This is a genomic window from Oryzomicrobium sp. (genome assembly GCF_021287045.1).
Taxonomy (GTDB): domain Bacteria; phylum Pseudomonadota; class Gammaproteobacteria; order Burkholderiales; family Rhodocyclaceae; genus Oryzomicrobium.
On sequence record NZ_JAJTBG010000006.1, the window covers coordinates 158,172 to 174,507 of the forward strand.

The following is a 16,336-nucleotide window of genomic DNA, read 5'->3' on the forward strand; positions in this document are numbered from 1 at the left end:
GTCAGCTCTGGCCCAAGCCGGTGTCGAGGGCGGCGGATTGCGCTGCGAAGTCGTCGGGACGGCGCTTGCGGAAGGTTTCGAGATTGGCGAGCTTCCAGCGCAGTGCCGGCAGTTGCGCGGCGTGCTGGCACTGCACCAGCGACCAGTCCGGTTCTGCGCGCGCCAGCCCGCTCAGAAACTGCTTGTGCGCGGTGCTCAGTCGCTGTGGCAGCTCGCGCCGCATCCTGGCGCGAGCGTCGAGCAGTGTCTCCAGGGAGCAGTCCACTTCGGTCATGCCGACAAAGGCCCGCTCGTACTCGCCGGCGATGTCCTTGTCGTTGCCGAACAGCACTTCGTGGGGCGGCCGGTTGTGGCCCGCCAGATAGATCACGAAGCACTCGACCATGCCGTCGCTGATGTCGCCCGATTCGTAGAGCTGCCACACGTCGAACAGGTCGCGGGGGTGCTGTCGATCCAGCGCGGCCACCAGCTTGCTGGCGTACAGCTCGTCCGGTGCCAGAACCGGCAGCTCGAACTCGACGCCGAACAGATCGCTGGTCTTGGCGCTCAGCGGCCGCCGCTCGACGGGCAGCACGCTGCCGCGGAACACGACATTGACCTCGATCTTCACCTGGCTGGCGTCGTTCTCGACGATCAGCTTGGTGTCTCCCAGGTCCTTGGCGCGAACCAGGCGTGTCTGCACGCCCAGTGGCGCAACGCGCGTGGCGATGGCGGCCAGCTCCTGGTTGATGGCTTGCAGCGCTTCGTCGCGCGGCGTCTGCCACGGGAGGTACACCACGTCGATGTCCACCGAAAGGCGCGGCATGTCCCGCACGAAGAGGTTGATGGCCGTGCCGCCCTTCATGGCGAAGATGTCGTTGGCGAACACGTCGGGCGCGACGGCCAGCAGCAGGCGAACGGTGTCCGCGTAGGTCTTATCCATGAGGTCTCAGGCTCAGCAAGGTGCCGTCATCGAGCCGGCTCATCCAGCGCGTGTTGCTGCCGGTGCGAACCGGGTACTGCTCCAACAGGGCATCGACATCCACGAGGCTGGTCTCGCGCGCCCAGGTCAGGAACAGGCGCACGGCCTTCACGCTGGTGCAGCAGGACAGCAGTTGTCCGAGCAAGTCCTTGCGGGGGGAACGCAGTCCATCAAAGAGGTTGCGGGCCTCTTCGAGGCTCTGCTTGACGCCGGCTTCGTACAGCAGTTCCAGAACGGCACGCTCGGAGGCAGCCACCCGCAGATCCTCGGGCAGGCCAGGCGGCGTGGTTAGGGTCTTGCTGGCCAGCGCCGTGTCCGGCCAGTCGAACAGGCGGGCGTGGACGTAGCGGGCCGGAAAGCGCGAGGTGAACCAGGCCGGCAACGCGAAGCGACCGTCGCCCCACAGCACCAGCGTCTCCCGGCTGCCCAGGTTGTGCCGCACGCCCTGCAGGGCCAGGGCGCTCTTGCCGCCGACGTGCAGGCCGGGCACGCGCTGTTGCAGGAACTTCAGCGCACCGTAGACCCCGAATTCATCGTTCGGGAAGGCATAGATGCCATGGGCCAGGCGCACGAGCCACCCGCCGTCGGCATAGTGGGCGGCGAGCTGGGGCGACACCCCGAACTGGCTCAGGGTGGCAAGGTCGAACGGCGCCCCGCGGGGAAGTCCCGCCTGCAGCCGCTTGATTATCTGGTGCCTAGAATTTCCATCCATGCTATAAAAATAGCACGGAATCCAATCAGCCCCTAGAGCTATCGCAGGAACGTGCATGGAAAGTAGCATAAGGTTTGATTTATAGTGCAGAATCTAATCGACCTGCGACCCAGGCCGACCCGGCCCTGCCAGCCGCAACCCGCCCTCCTGATCGCGGTCTATGCTGGAGGGCAAGCCACAACCGGCCGCTCCATGAGGTGAGGCACCACTGAAGCCGAGGCACATGAGCATGACCACCAACACGCACAACGGGCGCTGGAGCCACCGGCTGGGCCGGGGGGCTGGCCGTGCCTGGCGTGGATACCTGCGCCGCGAGCAGCGTGTCGCCGGCTGGCTGGTGACGCGCGGGCTGCCCGCAGGCGCGGCGACGGCGGTGCTCTGGATCGTCAAGCTCGCCGTGCTCGGTGCGCTGCTCTACTCCGCGTTCTGGCTGGCCCTGCTGCTTGCCTTTGCGGTGACTGCTGCATGGTTCGTGCAGCACGACGACCCTGATCAAGAGGAACCGCAACCCGAGTGGAGGGAAGGCCCCAACGGCTTCGGGCTTTATGACAAGAGCGACTGGCGCATCGACCCGCATGTGACCGACGACGACTGAACGGCGGTCACTTCTTCGATACGGCGCTCATTGCCATGCCAGCGCCACGCCCCCCAGCGCCCTTGGCGTCCGACGTGGCGGTGGACAACCCCTGCACGATATTTCCCGTGCGCACGCCTGCCCAAGCCAATGCCATCACCCAAAACGTCGGCAGCACGATGAACATCATCGCCATGACGAAGTTCAGCAGCATATCGCCGAAAGCGTTGTTCAAGCCGATCAGCGGATCGAAGTTGGCGTGCGGCCTGTCCGCGCCAAACCCCCAGCCGTAGAGCGCGTCCAGGATCGTGCTGTCGATCCAGCGCGCGAGCTGGAACCAGAAGTCCACGAAGAACAGCGCGAACTGGACGCAGCTCACCGTCATCACCGTCTTCAGGTCGTAGGTGCCGATCAGCAGCACTAGCGGGATGCAGATGACGAGCGCCATCTTGAGCATCGTCAGCACCATCGGCAGCGCTTGGCGCACCACGTCCATCGCCGGAAAGAAGCCCAGCGAGCCGACGGTCAGCCCCAGGTCGCTCGCGCCGCGCGTGACGATGTTCGGCAGCGTCTTGTCGATCTGGCCGCCGTAGTCGGTGTAGACGGCGCCCTGGTTCATCTTCTGCTGCCGCGGTGAGACGACGGCGCGGATCACCGAGTCATTGACCTCGCTCTGCGACAGGAAGCCCACCCAGCGCCCGATGCGGGTCAGCAGGTCCGGGTCGACCTGTGCCAGCAGCCGGCTGCGCAACCCTTGACCGCCATCGGCCCACCACTGTCGGCAGGACGGATAGCCGCCGCCGCTGTCCACCTGTGCCAGCCCCGCATCGCGGGTCGCGTCGTAGGGCCAGGCCGTGCGCGGCGTGCGGGAGTGGTAGGTGTCGTAGAAGCCGGCCGTGTCGAGGAAGTAGCTCGACCCAATCCAAGTCACGTCGTTCACCTGCTCGTCGGAGAGCGTCGGCCGATTCATGAACAGCTTGGCGCGCGACGGCCCGTAGCAGTCGTGCGTAAAGTCGGCGACCTCCTGTGCCAGCACCGGATCGTCGATGCGCGTGGCATCGACTTCCATGCGAATCTGACGCAGGTCCGTGCCGCAGGGAATCGCCGCCACCGCGGCGCCGGTGACCGCCTTTGAGATGGCGTGCATGAAGAACCACCACACCGGCACCAGCGCACTCTGGTTGTTGAGCGCCGTGTAGACGTTGGACCAGCCCGTGTCGTTGGGCAGCGGGACGTTGACCTGGCATTGCGCGGAGCGCGTGGTGTCGAACTTGATCGTGGCGAGATCTACCGGGATCAACGGGATGCCGGCGAACATGATGACCACGATCGCCACCCACACCCGGTTCTCGATGCGCATCGACGACAGCACGCCCTTGTTGCCCTCGTCCGCACCTTCGCTGCGGGCCTTGAGCCATTCCTGGATCACGATGGCCACGAACGGCAGCGCGAACACGCCGCTGGCCACGAGGATGCTCCAGATGCCGTTGTTGACCACCCAAGCCACCAGGGTCAGGTAATACTCCAGGTAGTCCGTGGTGTAGAGCGTCATGCCTGCCTCCCGGTCTCAGCCGTGCCGCAACAGTTGGCTGGCTTCCAGCGCGACCACGGCGATCACGGCCGCGATCTCCGTGCGCAGCAGGCGCTGATGCGTCTCGCGGGACGGCTCCCGCCGCAACAGGCGCCGACGCATCCACCACCAGCCGTAAGCCGTCGCTCCGTAGAGGCACAGCCGCCACACGAAGAAGTGGCCGGCGTGCGCCTGCAGCCAGTGCTGCCAGCCCTCGACGCCGCCGACCACGTGGATGCCGGCGATGTTCACCGCCACCGCCGCGGCCACCACCAGCAAGGTCCACAGCAGCGCCACGCCGACGCGGCGGTTGAACAGCCATGGCAGCCGCAGCCAGGCCAGCCGGCTCATGGCGTACCGCTCCGCGGCTTCTGGACTTCCCGCAGACGGTCGCGCGTGGTGTCGCCCTCGAAGATGCCGCGCGAACCGGCAGCGCGGGTGCTGTGGCGCTGGATGATCGCCATCGCCGAGTTGCCGGCCAGCGTGCGGCGCAGCTCCAGCTCGGTCTTGAGGTTGTTGATCTCCTGCTCCAGCGCGCTGTTCTCCTGGTCGACCGCCTGCACGGCCAGCTCGTTGGCAGCGACGTTCGGCTCCTTCTTGCCGGTCAGCAACGTGCGTTGCAGCAGCAGGGCCTTCTCCAGCACGCTGGACAGCGCAGCCTCGGACGCGAGGCGCCGGCCCAGCACGTCCTGGTCGGGTTCGTCACGCAGGGCCTCGATCACGCCGCGGGTGATCGGCAGCGAGCTGCTGCCGGCTGCGTCGAGATTGGCCAGCGTCGTCGGCCGGGCGCCCGTCACCAGTTCCTGCAGCGCCTGCAGCTTGGTCTCGTACTCTTCCTGGATCATAGGCGTCAGCCCGACGCCAGGCGTGGTCTGGGTCTTCGTGCAGTTTTCGCAGGTGCGCTGCTCGCGTTCGCCCAACACGCGGGTCGCCCAGTCCGCGGCCGCCTGGGGCGAGGACCAGGTTTGGCAGGTCAGGCGGTTGCCGCAGGCGCTGCGCGCGATCGACGAGGTATCGGTGGCGCTGCGCCCGTTGAGCAGGTTGTAGCCCGCGCGTGTCACGTCGCCGACCACCTTGATCGAACTCTGGCCGGAGCCGCCCGCGTTGCCGCCGCCGACCCAGGGCACGCCGTTGTTCCCTTTGTTGGACTCGGCCTGCTCGATGGCGGAGACGGCATCGGTGCTGCTGACCGCATCCCGCAGCGCCATCCCCTCGGCGAGTTGGTCCCAGCCGGCTTGGCCGCCGGCCATGTCCGCCATCCGGTTTGCGATGGCCCGGCAGGTCATCTTCGAGCGGTCGAAGTCCAGGCGCGCCTGGAGGATGCCGTTGGTCAGCAGGTTGTAGAGCCCCGGGTCGGCGCGCTGGATGATCAGGGCCGGCAGCGAGGCCACGGCGCTGGTGGCGTTCTGGATCACGTTGCTCATGATCGTCTGGAAGCCGTTGGTGATGCCGTTGAGCTGGTTCTGCAGCGTCGTGGTGATGCTCATGTCGCCGCAGATCAGGTTGCTGTTCCAGCCGACGCCGACGCCGATGCTCTGCATGTTGCCGGCACCACCCATCGACACGGCCCGGCCGCCGCCGATGCTGTAGAGCACGTCGTCGCCGATCGCGCTGCCGCTGACGTTCACGCCATTGGGATCGATGCGGGTCTGCGCCCAGGCGGCGCCGACGACCAGCGTGATGGTCGCCACGAGCAGCGTGGGCCGCAGGTGCGACTTCGCGCGGCGCAGGAAGTCAGGGAGGGAGGCGTTCATCGTGGGTTCCTCACATGAAATCGACGCTGCCGAGGAAGACCTGGCCACGGCGCCGGCAGCAGGAGTACGGCCGCCACAAGGCCCAGGCGTAGTCGCCTTGCTGGGCTTGCACGCGGGTGCGGTTGTGCGGGAAGACCACGCAAGTGTTCGAGAGCGTGGGCGTCAGCTCCTGCCACTTGCCCGTCGAGGCGTCGGTCTCCATCAACGCGCCGGCCGGCCAGTACCCGTCGCGGGCGTTGGCCAGCAGGGGCTGGTACACGTGGATCTGGTTGCGGCGCGTCACGATGTCGCCCGCGCGCTGCGCGACCACGGCGCCGCTCTTGTGGTCGTCGGTCTGGTGCAGGAAGCCGCCGCGGGGATACACGTTGCCCCAGAGGTTCAGGCCGGTGCGCGTACCGATTTCGCGCCGGCCGGGGATGAGCGCTTCGGGGTAGAACGCTTCCGGGATGTTGTAGCGCCAGGCGATCGTGTCGAGCGTGCTCAGCAGATACGGCATGAAGGCCATGCCCGCGCCTTCGCAGGTGTAGCCGGAGGCGCTGGCGAACTGGCTGAACACCATCCCGGCCGGATGACCGATGACATCGGCGTTCTTGAACTTGGCGAGGTTGTTCTCGTTGTCGTGATTGGTCGTGCCGTCACCGCCCGCCTTGGCGCTCGGGTTGGGCATGCTCATCGCCCTGACTTCCAGCCACGGGTTTTCGCCGGTGTTCGAGTAGCTCGACACCACCGCATCGGGGACGTAGTGGCGCACCTTGACGGAGGTGCGAACCGAGCAGCCGAAGGGCGTGCAGTACAGCCAGTAGCAGATTCCGACCACGCGGTATTCGAGACAGTCGGGGGACAGCGTCGACGAGACGATGGTGGCGGTGTCCAGGGCGAATGTCGACGTGGCCGCGCTCAGCAGCAGCGAGGCGACGGTGGCGCGCAGGCGCCGGGACGCCAGCAGGAGGCTCATGGCTGCGTGCTCCGGTAGGCGTTGATGCGCGCGACGGCGCGGGGCACGTCGGGCTCGCCGTAGACCACGTAGCGTCGATCGACCACCACGGCGGGAATCTTGGCGATGCCCAGCCCCCAGGCATCCGCGACACCTTGGTAGGCATGGCCGATGCGGCGCTGCAGGGCCTCGCCGCCGTCATGCAACCGCTGCCGCACCAGGGCCGCGGCCTGTTGCGGGTCGGCCGGCAGGTGCGCGGCGAGTTCGACCTCGATGCGCGTGGCCTGGTCCAGCTCGATGACCCGCACGCCGGCCGGGGCCTGCACCGGATGACGGCTGTCGGTGACGACGAGCACATCGGCGGCCGCCGCGATGGGACCGAGCAGCGCGGCGCACAGTCCAGCGGCCAGCCGGGCGGCCAGGGGGCGCCGCGAGGCGGCAGGAAGGTTGAGGGAATGAGCCGGCATGTCGCGCCTCCGCGGAGTCGATGCAGACTCGTAGTCGAGCGCAACGCAGATCAGGGGACGACAAAGAAACCGAAACCGGTCAGTCCCGATTTCCTGCGCACCGGCGAAAAGAAACGGGAGCCAAGGGCTCCCGTGGTGATGAAAGGAATGCGCGTGGGGTGGTGCTGCTACAGCAAGCCGGCTTCGGCGAACGAGTACGGGCTGCCCTTGCCGACGATGAAGTGATCCAGTACCCGGACATCGACGGTGGCCAGGGCGCTCTTCAGCCGCTCGGTGATCGCACGATCGGCGGCCGATGGCTCGGTGGTCCCCGAGGGGTGCTGATGCGCCAGGATCAGCGCCGAAGCGTTGAGCGCCAGCGCACGCTGGACCACCACCCTCGGATACACCGAAGTCTGGTCGACCGTGCCCTGGAACAGCGGCTCGAAGGCGATCACCTGGTGCTGGTTGTCGAGAAACACGACGGCGAAGATTTCGTTCGGCTCCGCGACCAGTTTCAGGCGCAGGTAGTCGCGCACGGCGGCGGGACTGCCCAGCGCCGGACCGGCCTTGAACACGCGGTTCTCCAGCAGGGTGATGGCCTGCCGGATGATCCAGTCTTCGTGTTGGGCGGCGATCAGGGTGAGCGACTCCGGGCGGGAGTCGGCGATGACAAGAGACATGGCGAACCTCCAATGGATGAGATCGGAGGGCGCCTGCCCCTGGAGGGCAAACCCTCCTGGGGACGATGGGGATGGAACGGGTGACGAGCGGGCATCCACCACCGCGGATGCGGTGGCTGTTCGCGTCAAGGGATGCGATGCGAACGGGTTTCGATCAACGCGGACAAGCCGCGCCGCAGCCTTGAAGATCGATGGCTACCTGGGCATGTCACCGGCAACGCCGGCGGGCATGTCTGGGGAATGGGCGGGTTCGGCTACGGTCGTGCTGCCGGCGGCGAGCAGGTCGATGGCCGACAGCAAGGCATCGCCTTCGACGGGACCGTGCAGCAGGAGGGTCTTGCCGGACTCGCGGTCGCGCAGTTGCAGGGCCGGCGTGGCCGCGATGCCCTGTTGTGCTGCTTCCACCGCCTGGGCACGGATGACGGCATCGGGGCGCTCGCTGTCGAGACAACCCTGCATGGCTGGTGTGAGGTCGGGATAGCGCAGGCCTTCCGGCGGGCCCTGGCCGTCGCCACGGGTGTTCGAGTAGAGCCACGCCACGGCCTGCCAGAACGTGGCATGTCCGCCCGTCTCGCCCGCGCACTCGGCCAGGCGTGCCCCGGCAGTCGCGGCCGGCTCGTGCATGGACAGCGGCAAGTGATGCCACTGCCAGTTCACCTCGGGATGGGCGTCGATCCAGCGCTTGAGCGCGGGGAAGTAGGCCCGGCAGTACGGACACTCCAGGTCGGCGTACCCGACCACCGTGAAGCGCGCATCGGCACGGCCATACAGCCAGGGCGGGCCGGCCGGTTTCGGCGCTTCGGACCCGGCGGCGGCCAGGGGCATGGACTCGGTTGCCGGTTGCGGCGCGCGCAGCAGCATCCACGAGGCCACCGCAATCGTCACCACGATCAGCAGACCGATCCGAGGATGACGGCGGGCGAATGAAGGCAGGCGCATCGTGTCGCTCCCGTCAGGCCAACGTGTCCAGCGCCAGCGGTTCGATGCCCCGCGCGCGGTCGATCTTCTCGGCCACGCGGAAGGCGGCATCCAGCTCGCTGATGCCGTGCTGCTGCATCAACTGGAAGCGTTCGGCCTTCTCCTCGGGCTCGGTCATCGCCATCGCCAGGTAGAGGCTGGGCGGCACAGCGCGGAACAGCACTTCCATCGACTTGGACAGGATGACGCCCTCGCTGAACTTGCCGGCCTCCTTGCGTGCCGAGAGCATCAGCGCCTTCTGCGAAGCGTTGAGTTCGCGGAAGCGCGCGATCTTCTCGACTTCATCGGGCGGCATCGACAGGCAGATCCACCACTCGATCATGTTGAGCATGGGCTCGGCCGCTTTCGGCAGGTCGTCCAGGTTCTGCGTGGCGAGCCAGAACCAGGCGCCGAGCTTGCGCCACATCTTGGTGATCTTGACCACGTAGGGCGCAAGCAGCAGGTTCTTCGTGATGATGTGGCCTTCGTCCGTCACGTTGATGATCGGGCGGCCCAGGAACTGGTCGCGCTCGGCGATGTTGTTGACGGTGTTGATGAGCGAGATGTAGGCAATCGAGAGTTGGGCGTTGTAGCCCTCGCGCGCGAAGGTGGCGAGATCCACGATGGTGATGTCCGCCTCGGGCCACGGCGTGCCGGACCGGTCGAACATCTCGCCGTCCACGCCCTGGCAGAACATATCCATGGCGTCGGCCATCTCCAGCAGCCGTGCGCGCCGCATCTCCGGCAGCGTCGCATCGCGGGCGCGCTCGCGCAGCGCGTCGCGCACATCGCGGGTCAGTACCGTGCGCTTCTCCGCTACGCAGCGCTGTGCCGCATCGAGAATGCACTGGCGGATCAGGCTGCGGTCGGCGCGCGTCATGCGCGCTTCTTCCTTGTCCTCGCCGCCGGTGATCATCAGTCGTGCAGTGATCTCCAGCTCGCCGAGCACGTCGCGCTGCTCGTCGCCCTCCACGGCCATGCCGGCATCGGTCTGGTCTTCGTCGAGCGCATCGGCGTCCAGCGTCTGTACCTGGCTCGGCGTATCGACCAGGCGCCAGGCGTCGGCGAACGGAGCCAGACTGACGCCCGCGCCGGGTGCAAGTTTCACCCGATGCACGGTGAGACCCAGCCGTGCCGCGAAGTCGCCAAACAGGCCGAAGCTGTTGCCCGCCTCGACGATGAACAGGCGCGGCCGATAGATCGCCGTGACCTGGTTCAGGATGTTGTTGAGCGTCGCGCTCTTGCCCGAACCCGTGGGGCCGAACAGGAACAGGTGCGCGTTCATCTGCCGGTCGAGGCGGTTCAACGGATCGAAGGTGATCGGGCCCCCGCCGCGGTTGAAGAACGTGATGCCCGGATGCCCCGTGCCCTGACTGCGGCCCCAGACCGGCGCCAGGTTCGCCACGTGTTGCGCGAACATGAGCTGTGTGTACCACTGGCGCTTGTCGGAAGCCGGATCGAACACGCACGGCAGCCAGCGCAAATAGCTGTTCAGCGGCGCCACCTCGTCCTCTTCGCGTACCGGTTGCAGGCCGGCGTTGAGCATCACGTTGACGAGCTGCAGGCCGCGCGCATCGAGCTGGGCCAGGTCGCGGCCGCGCAGGTAGAACGCCAGCGCGCCGCGGTAGAGCTTGTGCGCGCTGCCGATCAGGCCGCGCGCCTGCTGCACGTCCTGCCGGGTCTGCTCCGAGGCCAGGGTCTCGCCGACGGCCTTCCTGGCGAGGTGGTTGAGGTGCGCCTCCAGCACGTCCTGGGGCGTGGCGACCAGCGTCAGGCACATCACCGTGTCCTCGGGCATCTGATCGAACAGCGCGTTCATGGCATCGCCGCCCTTGCGCGTCTCGCCCGTCAGATGGCCCGTCACGGGTGGCGTGCGCAGACGATCCATCACGATCACCCGATGCGGCATGCCGTCGAAGAACCACAGGCCGTTGGGCACGTCCGAGCATGGCTGGCCGAAGAACAGCCGTTGTGCGAAGTCGGTGCCGCTGGCGAGTTCGATCTCGCCCTCCTCCCGCTCTTCCGGGTAGCGGGTCAGCGCGTAGAAGCGTTCCCGATCTTCGGCAGTGGCGCCGAGCAAAGTCGGATTCGGGTTGAACCAGCGCAGCAGCCAGGCGTGGATGTCCGCCGCGCCGAGACGCCGGGCTTTCACGCCGGCATTCGCCAGCCCGCCGGCGAGGCGGTCGCAGATCGTGGTCAGCGCCTGCTCGGGCGACTGGCCGCGCCGCGGGGCCGGGGCTGCGGACGTGCGCCGGTAGACCACCATGCGCACGCGCCGGACCTGGCCGCGCCACGGCAGGCGCGTCACCGTGGTGTCCTCGAACAGGCCACCCGGCTTGGCGATGGCCCGCAGGTGATGGGCGAAGAAGCGCAGGTAGAAGTCGCTGAACGCGCTGTCCTGCGCACGCGGCTGCAGATAGTTCGCCAGGGAGCGCAGATAGTTGTCCCAGCCGGCCTCGTCCTGGGCGTAGAGCTGCACCACCCAAGGGTTGTCGTCCAACTCGTCGAAGGAGTCCTGCAGGGCGTTCTCCAGCGCATCGCGCGCCTGCCACAGCCAGGCCATCTCACGGCCCTCGGTGCCGACCGGCGCCAGCTCGAAGAAGGCCGCCACCGACTGGCCGTCTTCCAGCAACATGCACTTGCTGCCGGGCAGGTACTCGACCCAGGGCAGCAAGTCCGCGAACGACGGCGCGACGCCATAGAGCGCATCGTGGTCGGCCTGGGTGGCCGGCCTGCGCCGGCCCCGGCCGAGCGCGCTGCCCGGCTCGGCGACACCCTGTGCCGCCAAGGCCGTTACGTGCCGTGCCCAGGCATCATCGGTCGCATCCGCGGCGTCAACAGGCGATGCGCCGGGCTTGCGTGACCACGGCAGCGACCAGGCCATCAGTAGTCCTCCACGCGCTCACCCGGCATCGCGTACTGCACGCGCTGGTAGAGCGGGAACACCGTGCTGTAGCCGGGCACCGGTACCGGGTCGGTGCCCGCCAGGTGCGGGAACACGTACATCACCAGGTCGGGATTCGGCAGGCGGTGGAACTGGCGGTGAATCTCGTTCTGCGCGGTACGAGTGTAGGGCGCCTGCACGCCGGGCGCCGCCTGCACATAGGCCTCGGTCAGCGGCCGGCGCAAACCCTGGCGCGCATCGAGCAGTTGCCGCGCGGCCTGGCCGCCGCCCGCGCTGCCGCCGGTCTCCTGATGCCAGATGTCGAGCATGGTGCTGTCGCCGTGCGGCAGCAGCTTCTCCTTGCTGGTGGCGCAGCCGCCGAGCAGGGTGGCCGCCAGCAGCACGGCGGCCGCGTCAATCCAGATCCGAGGCATGGGCTTCTCCGGTGCGGTGGTGGACCCGACGCCCCTTGGCGTCGTAGTCGATGTCGAGCGGCTGCTCCAGATGCACGGCCACCCTGGCGCCGGGCTGCACGTAGACCGCCGCGAAGGCCTGGCCGTAGAGCTTGTTGACCCAATCGGCCATGTCGCGCACGCCGCCCGCGAGGATGCGGCCCATCGCTTCATTGCCGCTGATGCCGACGGTGCCCAGCGAGCCGTTGCTGTTGGCGACCACGGCCACGCTGCCGTTGTCGGACTTGATGAGCGAGGCCGCGCCGGCGCCGGCCGCGGTGATGAGCGCCTGGCTGCCCAGGTACTGCTGGGCGTTGCTGCGCCGCTCGCCGCTGACGCAGGGGATGCCGTAGGGGTCGCTGATCCAGCCCAGGCCGCCCTGGATGCTGGCGCCGTTGTGACCCGCGTTGCCGCCGCTGCTACCGCCCTTGCTGCTGTCCTCCGGCACCGTGCGGATGGTGCCGTCCTGGAACACGAACGTGACCGAGCGGATTTGCCCGCGCACGCACGAGAGCGTCCAGTCGCCCGAGGCCGTGCCGCTGACCACGGCGCCAGCCACGTCGGGGATGTCGATGCCGTTGGCCGTGAGGTTGTCCGGGCCGATCAGCACCTTGAACGGGTACGGGTCGTTGACGGTTCCATCGATCGGCACGCGCCCGATCAGCGCCGTCATGGCAATCGACCCCATGAGCGTCGAGTTCGACGGCACGGTGTAGACAGCCTTCGTGGATGCGCCCACGGCGCGGCTGCCGACGTCGGCGACGGATTCCACTGCGGCCGACAGGCTTTTCTGGGCCGGCCCGAAGCTCAGGGGAAAGCTCGGCTCCTTGCTGCCGTTCTTGGCGTCGACCTTGGCATCGTCGGGCTCGACCCACTGCGTGCCACCGACGCCGCGGTTGAAGCGCTTGCCGTCACCCTCTTCCAGTCCCAGCCCGACGGGCAGGTCGGACGGGCCACCCTTGCCGGAAAGACCGTCCAGTTGCCGCTGCAGATCCTGCAGCAGCCCCTGGGTCTGCTGCCTGTCGCTGGCCACCTGGTTACGCTCCTGCTCCAGGCGGTTGCGTTCGCCTTCCAGCGCGCTCTGGATGCGCTGGTCGATCGCGCTTTCCCGCGCCCGCAGGCGCTCGTTCTCGGCCTTGTGCTGCTTGTTGTCGCCGAGCGCGCTCTGTAGCTCGGTGCGCAACTGCTTCACCTGGGCCACCAGCGTGGCAACGGTATCGCGCGGCGTGTCGCCGGCGATGCCCAGGGCTTTCATCTCCTCGGGCGTGAGCGTACTGGCCGCGCCCTTGGGGGCGGGCTGGCCGCCGGGGGCGCCGGAGAACAGTTTGATGCCGACGAACACCAGCAGCAGCGCCATCGGGATCAGCAGCCACTTGAGCAGCGGATTACTCTTCATCGCGCGCTCCTCCGGCCGAGCCGGCCGCGGCGGCCGGCGGCAGGTTCACGCTGGCGTCGATCGGGCTCAGCGCCGGCAGCAGCGACTCGGCCAGGCCGTGGCCGCGCGTGACCAGGTAGAGCACCGTGGTGTCGGACGGGGTGCCGGCCGGCCCCAGGTTCGGATGCTGGAAGGTCGCCGCCAGGAAGTTCCCCTGCAGGGCGCGCGGGTCGAGGTCGAGCCAGCGCGCGGCGGTGTTGGTGAGTCGCACGGCCGTCACCCACTGGTCTTCCAGGCGCCACGCGGCCAGTGCCCGCGCGTGCACCGGCAGCGTCGGCAGCAAGGTGTCCAGCGCGAGGCCACGGCGCAGGTTCACGCGCCCGATGCCGGCGACCGGCTCGACGGTGCGCAGCGGCGCGTACAGGTTCTGTGCGGCATGGCGCGTCAGCACGACCGGTACCGGCGTTTCGCGCCGGGGAACGGGTTTGTCCGCGGGCGCATCGGCCCGCTCGTCCGCACCGCTTGCTGCACTGCCGCCGTAGCGCTTCGCGGGGGCTTCCGCTTCCACGATGCGCACCGGCTCCAGCGGCGCCTGGCCGTCCTTCCCCGGCTCGGCGGCGATGTCGAGCAGGATCAGCGCGCCGGACTCCACGTCCTGCAGTTGCAGCCGCGTGGGCGGAATCGGCTCGCTCGCCCGCAGGTAGATCGCGCCGCCCGCACTCTGCACGCGCAGGTGATCGCCGACGCTGGCCGGCACGCCGACGCGCACATTGCGGTCGATGAAGACCACGCGCTCCTGGCCGACCACCAGCGGCACCGGCAGGGGCAGCCGCTCCCAGCGCAGGATTTCCACGGCCTGACTGGCCGGCACGAAACCGAGGATCAGCAGGACGCCGGCCAGGGCCGACCAGTTAACGGGCTTCATGGAGAGTCTCCCTGCAGGTGGCCGGGGGCGTTGGCGGGCGCGCCGGTCTGGGCCGGCGTCGGCGGCGGTTCGATGCGCTGGGGCGCACTGGCGTAGCAGTCCAGCGCCAGGCCGAAGGGGTTGCGCTCGGGGTCGATGTCCAGCCGGACGACCTTGATGGGGTAGCGCACCAGGGCGCGCTTGACCTGCTCGGAGCCGTAGTATTCGTCCGCGCTCACGTCGAGCGTGACGATCCAATCGCGGTCGGAAACCACCTTGACGCGCGTGGCCGGATCATCGCCGTAGCCGCGGCCGGGAATCTCGTAGATGCCACGCACGCGCTGACGCAGCTCGCCACTGGCGCGCCGGTATTCGTAGTCCTGCTGCAGGAAGGCCCGGCAGCTCGGCGTCAGGTAGGCTGACAGCGCGCGCAGGTTGCGCGGGTAGTCTTCTTCGCCGTTCGTGGGCCAGCGCTGTACCTGCTGCCAGATGTAGAAGGAGAAGGCATACACGCTCTCGGGCGGCACGTCCCACCACTTGCGCGTGCTGCCCGAGCGCAAGTCCGGCGGCACATGGATGGTCAGACTCTTCGGCGCACTCCACCAACCGAAGCCGAGCAGCAGCGCCACCACGAACAACGCGCCGGCCCCCAGACGCAACGTCTTCACGTGCGCCTGCAGGTGCGCAACCTCGTTCTTGAAACGGCTCATGGCGTACCTCGATCGGCATTGCGCCGGGTCGTCCAAAAGCCCGAGCGGGTGATGAGGCGCTGGCCGCCCAGGAGCGCTGCCAGCGCCGGGTGCCGCAATGCCAGCCGCCACTGGAGCTGCCGGTAGAGCCAGGTATCGGGCCGGCCGCGCTTCTGCGCGCGCAGGAAGCCGCCGCCGACGAAGACGCCCAGCGCGATACCGGCGACGATCAGCGTGGGCACCATGGCGATGCTGTGCGTGAGCCAGGCCAGCGGCAGGCCGAGCGCGAACCCGGCTGCGGCCGACAGGCCGGCGCAGATCCACAACTCGTCGGCGGTCAGCCCGCGCACGACCACCGGCTGGCGGTTCAGCCGATGCGGCAGGAAGGTCACCAGCGTGTCTTGCGGGGTCTCCGAAGGGACGGCCATCGCTTGCCGCCCTCACAGCACGCCGGTGGCCTTGGTGAGCAGCCAGATGCCGACCACCAGGAGGATCGCGCCCACGGCGACCGTCAGGCCGAACTGTCCCCAGGTGGCGCGGCCGGTGTGGATCTCCGAGTAGCGCGTGTAGGCGTGATAGCAGACGCCGACGAACATCGAGGCGACCACGAGCAGCGCGATCAGCAGCACGATGTCGTAGCCGTAGTTCTGCAAGGTCTGCAGGATGCCGCTGCCCTGGCCACGCGATGGGTCTTCCATGGTCGGCAGGCCCTGCGCGAAGGCCGACAGCGGCAGGCCCGCGAGCGCCAGCGGCAGCAGCGGTGCGGCGATGCGGAACGGAATGCGATGGGATGTCGTTGGAGTGTTCATGGCGTGTGGCCCTTCGTGACGGTCAGGAGAGGAGAAAGAAGGTCAGCACCAGGTACATCGCCACGAAGCGCACGACGACGGCGAGGAACTGACGCTCGGTGATGCGGTGCTCGACCCAGCCGACGTAGGCGGTGCGCATGGCCCACACGCCCCACAGCAGCAACACGGCGAACACGAAGCCCAGCACCACGGCAGAGACGGCCGAAGGCGCAAAGCCACCGTTGGCCTGGAAGGCAGCGACCTGATCGGCAGAGGGCGTCATGGCGATGGCTCCTCGTCGTCGGCGCGGTCGCGGCGGACGTAATCGCCGGCCAGCGGGACGGGATCGCGCGGCTGGGCGCGCTGGGGCACGAGGTAGTCCTGCAGGCCGGCGCGAACGCGCTTCAGGTCGGCGCGCAGTCGGGCGTAGTCGAAGTGGTAGCGGGCGCGTTCCTGCGGAGCGGTATGGGCGGCGTGCTCGGCGAGGCGGTCGATCAGGTCGAGTTGGCGGGCAAGCGCGGCGAGCTGCTCACGCTCCGAGGCGAGGCTGTCGGCAGCGGCGGCAGGCTGCAGCGCCGAGAACGACACAGCCAACACCACGGCAAGCGCAGGCCATGCGGATGTGCGGCGGTTGGTCTGTCCCATCGTGCCAT

The 16,336-nt window shown here is 68.3% G+C and carries 19 protein-coding genes; 1 reads left to right on the top strand and 18 read right to left on the bottom strand.

Annotation, left to right across the window (positions count from 1 at the left end; all coding sequences use genetic code 11):
• Position 1: 1 nt before the first annotated feature.
• Positions 2-922: a nucleotidyl transferase AbiEii/AbiGii toxin family protein gene (locus LWW89_RS08525; protein ID WP_019373846.1), complete on the bottom strand. Its 921-nt coding sequence runs from the start codon at positions 920-922 to the stop codon at positions 2-4.
• Entirely contained in the window at positions 915-1,673 is a 759-nt protein-coding gene (locus LWW89_RS08530; RefSeq protein ID WP_023093102.1) for a type IV toxin-antitoxin system AbiEi family antitoxin domain-containing protein, read from the bottom strand. Before LWW89_RS08530 ends, LWW89_RS08525 begins: the two co-directional genes overlap by 8 nt.
• 223 nt (positions 1,674-1,896) lie before the next feature.
• On the opposite strand from LWW89_RS08530, the gene LWW89_RS08535 reads away from it, so the two are divergent.
• On the top strand, positions 1,897-2,268 hold the full coding sequence (locus LWW89_RS08535; RefSeq protein ID WP_031642510.1) for a DUF3742 family protein: 372 nt from the start codon (positions 1,897-1,899) through the stop codon (positions 2,266-2,268).
• Between the two features lie 7 nt (positions 2,269-2,275).
• Here LWW89_RS08535 and LWW89_RS08540 read toward each other — a convergent pair whose 3' ends face one another.
• From LWW89_RS08540 to LWW89_RS08615, 16 genes are all read right to left on the bottom strand, one after another.
• Positions 2,276-3,799, bottom strand: a complete 1,524-nt coding sequence (locus LWW89_RS08540; protein ID WP_023093104.1) for a conjugal transfer protein TraG N-terminal domain-containing protein — start codon at positions 3,797-3,799, stop codon at positions 2,276-2,278.
• A 15-nt stretch (positions 3,800-3,814) separates the two neighbouring features.
• Positions 3,815-4,168, bottom strand: a complete 354-nt coding sequence (locus LWW89_RS08545; RefSeq protein ID WP_003292115.1) for a hypothetical protein — start codon at positions 4,166-4,168, stop codon at positions 3,815-3,817.
• Positions 4,165-5,571, bottom strand: a complete 1,407-nt coding sequence (locus tag LWW89_RS08550) for an integrating conjugative element protein (protein WP_023093105.1) — start codon at positions 5,569-5,571, stop codon at positions 4,165-4,167. The genes LWW89_RS08545 and LWW89_RS08550 overlap by 4 nt, the downstream gene beginning before the upstream one ends.
• A 10-nt stretch (positions 5,572-5,581) precedes the next feature.
• Positions 5,582-6,526, bottom strand: coding sequence for a TIGR03756 family integrating conjugative element protein (locus tag LWW89_RS08555; protein ID WP_023093106.1), 945 nt, complete (start codon positions 6,524-6,526; stop codon positions 5,582-5,584).
• Complete coding sequence (locus tag LWW89_RS08560; RefSeq protein WP_023093107.1) at positions 6,523-6,972, bottom strand: TIGR03757 family integrating conjugative element protein; 450 nt, start codon at positions 6,970-6,972, stop codon at positions 6,523-6,525. The genes LWW89_RS08555 and LWW89_RS08560 overlap by 4 nt, the downstream gene beginning before the upstream one ends.
• 167 nt (positions 6,973-7,139) lie before the next feature.
• Positions 7,140-7,634, bottom strand: a complete 495-nt coding sequence (radC, locus tag LWW89_RS08565) for a DNA repair protein RadC (RefSeq protein WP_023093108.1) — start codon at positions 7,632-7,634, stop codon at positions 7,140-7,142.
• A gap of 195 nt (positions 7,635-7,829) precedes the next feature.
• Positions 7,830-8,573: a thioredoxin domain-containing protein gene (locus LWW89_RS08570; protein ID WP_023093109.1), complete on the bottom strand. Its 744-nt coding sequence runs from the start codon at positions 8,571-8,573 to the stop codon at positions 7,830-7,832.
• A 13-nt stretch (positions 8,574-8,586) separates the two neighbouring features.
• A complete protein-coding gene (locus LWW89_RS08575; RefSeq protein WP_023093110.1) occupies positions 8,587-11,475 on the bottom strand; it encodes a conjugative transfer ATPase in 2,889 nt (962 codons plus the stop codon).
• Positions 11,475-11,909: a TIGR03751 family conjugal transfer lipoprotein gene (locus tag LWW89_RS08580; RefSeq protein ID WP_023093111.1), complete on the bottom strand. Its 435-nt coding sequence runs from the start codon at positions 11,907-11,909 to the stop codon at positions 11,475-11,477. The genes LWW89_RS08575 and LWW89_RS08580 overlap by 1 nt, the downstream gene beginning before the upstream one ends.
• On the bottom strand, positions 11,890-13,323 hold the full coding sequence (locus tag LWW89_RS08585; RefSeq protein WP_023093112.1) for a TIGR03752 family integrating conjugative element protein: 1,434 nt from the start codon (positions 13,321-13,323) through the stop codon (positions 11,890-11,892). The genes LWW89_RS08580 and LWW89_RS08585 overlap by 20 nt, the downstream gene beginning before the upstream one ends.
• Complete coding sequence (locus LWW89_RS08590) at positions 13,313-14,227, bottom strand: TIGR03749 family integrating conjugative element protein (RefSeq protein WP_023093113.1); 915 nt, start codon at positions 14,225-14,227, stop codon at positions 13,313-13,315. Before LWW89_RS08590 ends, LWW89_RS08585 begins: the two co-directional genes overlap by 11 nt.
• The gene (locus LWW89_RS08595; RefSeq protein ID WP_023093114.1) at positions 14,224-14,916 is read right to left on the bottom strand and encodes a PFL_4703 family integrating conjugative element protein; all 693 of its coding nucleotides are present in this window, start codon (positions 14,914-14,916) and stop codon (positions 14,224-14,226) included. The genes LWW89_RS08590 and LWW89_RS08595 overlap by 4 nt, the downstream gene beginning before the upstream one ends.
• The gene (locus LWW89_RS08600) at positions 14,913-15,323 is read right to left on the bottom strand and encodes a TIGR03750 family conjugal transfer protein (protein WP_023093115.1); all 411 of its coding nucleotides are present in this window, start codon (positions 15,321-15,323) and stop codon (positions 14,913-14,915) included. The genes LWW89_RS08595 and LWW89_RS08600 overlap by 4 nt, the downstream gene beginning before the upstream one ends.
• A gap of 12 nt (positions 15,324-15,335) precedes the next feature.
• The gene (locus tag LWW89_RS08605; RefSeq protein ID WP_023093116.1) at positions 15,336-15,704 is read right to left on the bottom strand and encodes a TIGR03745 family integrating conjugative element membrane protein; all 369 of its coding nucleotides are present in this window, start codon (positions 15,702-15,704) and stop codon (positions 15,336-15,338) included.
• A gap of 22 nt (positions 15,705-15,726) precedes the next feature.
• Complete coding sequence (locus LWW89_RS08610) at positions 15,727-15,966, bottom strand: TIGR03758 family integrating conjugative element protein (protein WP_023093117.1); 240 nt, start codon at positions 15,964-15,966, stop codon at positions 15,727-15,729.
• A complete protein-coding gene (locus LWW89_RS08615) occupies positions 15,963-16,328 on the bottom strand; it encodes an RAQPRD family integrative conjugative element protein (RefSeq protein ID WP_023093118.1) in 366 nt (121 codons plus the stop codon). The genes LWW89_RS08610 and LWW89_RS08615 overlap by 4 nt, the downstream gene beginning before the upstream one ends.
• Positions 16,329-16,336 lie beyond the last annotated feature (8 nt).

Excerpts from the sequence above, each read along its gene's own strand:
- LWW89_RS08575 (WP_023093110.1), bottom strand. The coding sequence starts at position 11,475 with ATGGCCTGGTCGCTGCCGTGGTCACGCAAGCCCGGCGCATCGCCTGTT.
- LWW89_RS08545 (WP_003292115.1), bottom strand. The coding sequence starts at position 4,168 with ATGAGCCGGCTGGCCTGGCTGCGGCTGCCATGGCTGTTCAACCGCCGC.
- LWW89_RS08550 (WP_023093105.1), bottom strand. The coding sequence starts at position 5,571 with ATGAACGCCTCCCTCCCTGACTTCCTGCGCCGCGCGAAGTCGCACCTG.
- LWW89_RS08570 (WP_023093109.1), bottom strand. The coding sequence starts at position 8,573 with ATGCGCCTGCCTTCATTCGCCCGCCGTCATCCTCGGATCGGTCTGCTG.
- LWW89_RS08590 (WP_023093113.1), bottom strand. The coding sequence starts at position 14,227 with ATGAAGCCCGTTAACTGGTCGGCCCTGGCCGGCGTCCTGCTGATCCTC.
- radC (WP_023093108.1), bottom strand. The coding sequence starts at position 7,634 with ATGTCTCTTGTCATCGCCGACTCCCGCCCGGAGTCGCTCACCCTGATC.
- LWW89_RS08535 (WP_031642510.1), top strand. The coding sequence starts at position 1,897 with ATGAGCATGACCACCAACACGCACAACGGGCGCTGGAGCCACCGGCTG.
- LWW89_RS08585 (WP_023093112.1), bottom strand. The coding sequence starts at position 13,323 with ATGAAGAGTAATCCGCTGCTCAAGTGGCTGCTGATCCCGATGGCGCTG.
- LWW89_RS08595 (WP_023093114.1), bottom strand. The coding sequence starts at position 14,916 with ATGAGCCGTTTCAAGAACGAGGTTGCGCACCTGCAGGCGCACGTGAAG.
- LWW89_RS08560 (WP_023093107.1), bottom strand. The coding sequence starts at position 6,972 with ATGCCGGCTCATTCCCTCAACCTTCCTGCCGCCTCGCGGCGCCCCCTG.
- LWW89_RS08555 (WP_023093106.1), bottom strand. The coding sequence starts at position 6,526 with ATGAGCCTCCTGCTGGCGTCCCGGCGCCTGCGCGCCACCGTCGCCTCG.
- LWW89_RS08615 (WP_023093118.1), bottom strand. The coding sequence starts at position 16,328 with ATGGGACAGACCAACCGCCGCACATCCGCATGGCCTGCGCTTGCCGTG.
- LWW89_RS08610 (WP_023093117.1), bottom strand. The coding sequence starts at position 15,966 with ATGACGCCCTCTGCCGATCAGGTCGCTGCCTTCCAGGCCAACGGTGGC.
- LWW89_RS08580 (WP_023093111.1), bottom strand. The coding sequence starts at position 11,909 with ATGCCTCGGATCTGGATTGACGCGGCCGCCGTGCTGCTGGCGGCCACC.
- LWW89_RS08605 (WP_023093116.1), bottom strand. The coding sequence starts at position 15,704 with ATGAACACTCCAACGACATCCCATCGCATTCCGTTCCGCATCGCCGCA.
- LWW89_RS08540 (WP_023093104.1), bottom strand. The coding sequence starts at position 3,799 with ATGACGCTCTACACCACGGACTACCTGGAGTATTACCTGACCCTGGTG.
- LWW89_RS08600 (WP_023093115.1), bottom strand. The coding sequence starts at position 15,323 with ATGGCCGTCCCTTCGGAGACCCCGCAAGACACGCTGGTGACCTTCCTG.
- LWW89_RS08530 (WP_023093102.1), bottom strand. The coding sequence starts at position 1,673 with ATGGATGGAAATTCTAGGCACCAGATAATCAAGCGGCTGCAGGCGGGA.
- LWW89_RS08525 (WP_019373846.1), bottom strand. The coding sequence starts at position 922 with ATGGATAAGACCTACGCGGACACCGTTCGCCTGCTGCTGGCCGTCGCG.